The sequence below is a fragment of the Marinomonas sp. TI.3.20 genome, assembly GCF_038155025.1.
Classification (GTDB): Bacteria; Pseudomonadota; Gammaproteobacteria; order Pseudomonadales; family Marinomonadaceae; genus Marinomonas; species Marinomonas flavescens.
Window position 1 is genome coordinate 1 of the sequence record NZ_JBAKAS010000083.1, and the last position, 417, is coordinate 417.

Sequence of the window (417 nt, forward strand, 5' to 3'; positions counted from 1 at the left end):
GAACAATCCCTTGCTCTCTGTCTATCTATAACCTTAGACCCACTTGTCGTTTTACGCCACTCAGAAATGGAAAAAAGTAATAGATAATAATTTGAGCTTGCCTAGATGGTGATGCCCGGACGCTCACCATTAAAGAAGCCCGTTCTAACTGTTACATGTGGCTCTATTGCACCGGTAAGGATGGGCCCGACAAACAAAGCCCGATCCCGAATATTGTGTTATACGACTTCCAGCCCACACGAAGTGCGCAATGTGCTATCGACTTTTTACAAGGGTTCGATGGGTATCTGAATGTGGATGGCTACCAAGCTTATGAATCAACAAACGCAACGCTGGCCGGTTGCTGGGCACACGCACGTCGAAAATTTATTGAAGCGGAAAAAGGCATGCCCAAAGGCAAATCGGGCAAAGCAACCG

The 417-nt window shown here is 47.0% G+C and carries 1 pseudogene; it reads left to right on the plus strand.

The features are described 5' to 3' along the window. Positions 1-128: 128 nt before the first annotated feature. Positions 129-417 (plus strand): annotated as a pseudogene (locus V6259_RS19665) (IS66 family transposase); the annotation flags it as partial.